This window comes from Corynebacterium sp. MSK195 (assembly GCF_030228885.1).
In the GTDB taxonomy this organism is placed as follows: Bacteria; Actinomycetota; Actinomycetes; order Mycobacteriales; family Mycobacteriaceae; genus Corynebacterium.
Window position 1 is genome coordinate 1 of sequence record NZ_JASPGT010000032.1, and the last position, 1,822, is coordinate 1,822.

Consider the following 1,822-nt stretch of genomic DNA (forward strand, 5'->3'; position numbering starts at 1 on the left):
TGCCGACCGGAGAAGATGCCCATGGCTCTGATTATTTCACGCCGGTCTTTCTACTGCCCCAACTTTGCAACAGCACCTGCAGATGGATCCAGTCATCGCCATCCAAAAACACCACGGTGGTATCCGCACCGCGGTCATCGAGGCGCGCGGTGCAGCGCCTGCCGAATACCTTCCGGTCGATGGACAGGCGTGCGCCGGGCAAGTCCGCGATGACTTCTGGGGAGCGAGGCGGCCAGAGTGTCTGGTCCACAGAATCGCCGCTCAATAGGCTCGCCTGTGGGCCTGCGCCGTGTGCGTTATGTGGATCGGGATATTTCAGCTCGCCGGATTGAAAGCTATAGGTCACTGCTGAGTGCGCCGGGATGCGCACATCGACGGTGGACATCGATTCGGTGAGCTCGACGTTCGAGCGGTAGGGGTCCGGGAAAACGAGGGCTTCCGCATCCGCGGGCACCGAGATTCGGTGAAGGGTGGTCACGTCCGGGGAGTCTGGCATGAAAATTGCGCCACTTTCATCATTGACTACATAGGTAAACCTAAGCTAACATCCCCTGCATGCGAGTTGCTGTTTTCGGCTATCAGTCGTGGGGACACCGGACGTTGTCTGCGGTCATCAATGCTGGTCATGAAGTAGTTTTGGTAGTTACGCACCCTGCCAGCGATCACCCTTATGAGCAAATGTGGGCAGACTCCGTTGAGGAGCTCGCCAGCGAGCATGAGCTCCAGGTGTGTGTCACTGAGCGCGTGGGTCAAGACGTCATTGAGGCGTTGCGCGATGCTGCACCAGACATCATCGTGGCCAACAATTGGCGAACCTGGCTTCCTCCCGAGGTTTTCAGCCTGGCCAAGCACGGCGCATTGAATGTCCACGATGGTCTCCTGCCCGAGTACGCCGGATTTTCGCCCATCCTGTGGGCGCTGTTGAACCGGGAAACTCACGTGGGCGTCACTGTGCACGAGATGGATGAAGTGCTGGACGGCGGACCCATCGTTGCCCAGCGCGCGATCCCCGTGGGTCCGCAGGACACCACCACGGATCTCGTGGCCAAGACCATCGACCTCATCGAGCCCCTCGTGGAACGCGCATTGAGTGACGTCGCCCAAGGCACCACCACTGCGCAACCTCAAGATCCCACCCGCGCTACGTACTTCCACAAGCGCGGCGAGCAGGAATCTCGCATAGATTTCACCCAACCTGCGGAAGATATCGCCTTGCTGGTCAGGGCGCAGTCCGACCCGTACCCCAATGCTTACTTTGAATTCCGAGGCCAGCGCGTCCGCGTGCTTTCCGCGCACGTCTCGCAGGGCCGCTTCGGCGGAACCCCCGGCCGAGTCACCATCCCTCACGAGGGAGGAATCGCGGTGGTCTGTGGATCGCCCCGTGCCAACGTGCCGGCGCCGGCGATTGTTCTGGATCGTGTTCGTCTCGACGACAACTCGGAACTGACCGCCACCGAATTCTTTGGACATAGGGCTGGATATATCCAACCAAAGGTTTGACCTTTCCCTTTTGTGTACGGGCCACGCCTCGCGCGGAAATCCGTCACCAGTAACAACGGAGAAAAATGACACTCAAGAAGATTCTCGTTAGCACCGCTGCTGTGCTGACCTTGGGCGCGGCACTGACCGCTTGCTCGACTGATGACCAGTCCGGAAATTCCGGGGACTCCCAGGCAGTCAACGCCGAGCAGGGCGCATTCCCCACCACCATCGAGCACCGCTACGGCTCCACCGAAATCAAGGAAGGGGCCTGACCCCCGGAAAGTAGACACGTCGGGGGTTAGCTATGCTGCTTGAGTCAGTGTAGCTGATGTGAGTGCTT

3 protein-coding genes are annotated in these 1,822 nt (G+C 59.7%); 2 read left to right on the top strand and 1 reads right to left on the bottom strand.

Going from position 1 to position 1,822, the window contains the following annotated elements; all coding sequences use genetic code 11:
- Positions 1 to 31: 31 nt before the first annotated feature.
- Positions 32 to 478, bottom strand: a complete 447-nt coding sequence (locus QP909_RS11630) for a hypothetical protein (protein ID WP_284767318.1) — start codon at positions 476 to 478, stop codon at positions 32 to 34.
- 77 nt (positions 479 to 555) lie between these two features.
- On the opposite strand from QP909_RS11630, the gene QP909_RS11635 reads away from it, so the two are divergent.
- Both QP909_RS11635 and QP909_RS11640 read left to right on the top strand, forming a co-directional pair.
- Entirely contained in the window at positions 556 to 1,500 is a 945-nt protein-coding gene (locus tag QP909_RS11635) for a methionyl-tRNA formyltransferase (protein ID WP_284767319.1), read from the top strand.
- 65 nt (positions 1,501 to 1,565) lie between these two features.
- Positions 1,566 to 1,754 carry a hypothetical protein gene (locus tag QP909_RS11640; protein WP_284767320.1) on the top strand — a complete coding sequence of 63 codons (189 nt, stop codon included), beginning with the start codon at positions 1,566 to 1,568 and terminating at the stop codon, positions 1,752 to 1,754.
- Positions 1,755 to 1,822 lie beyond the last annotated feature (68 nt).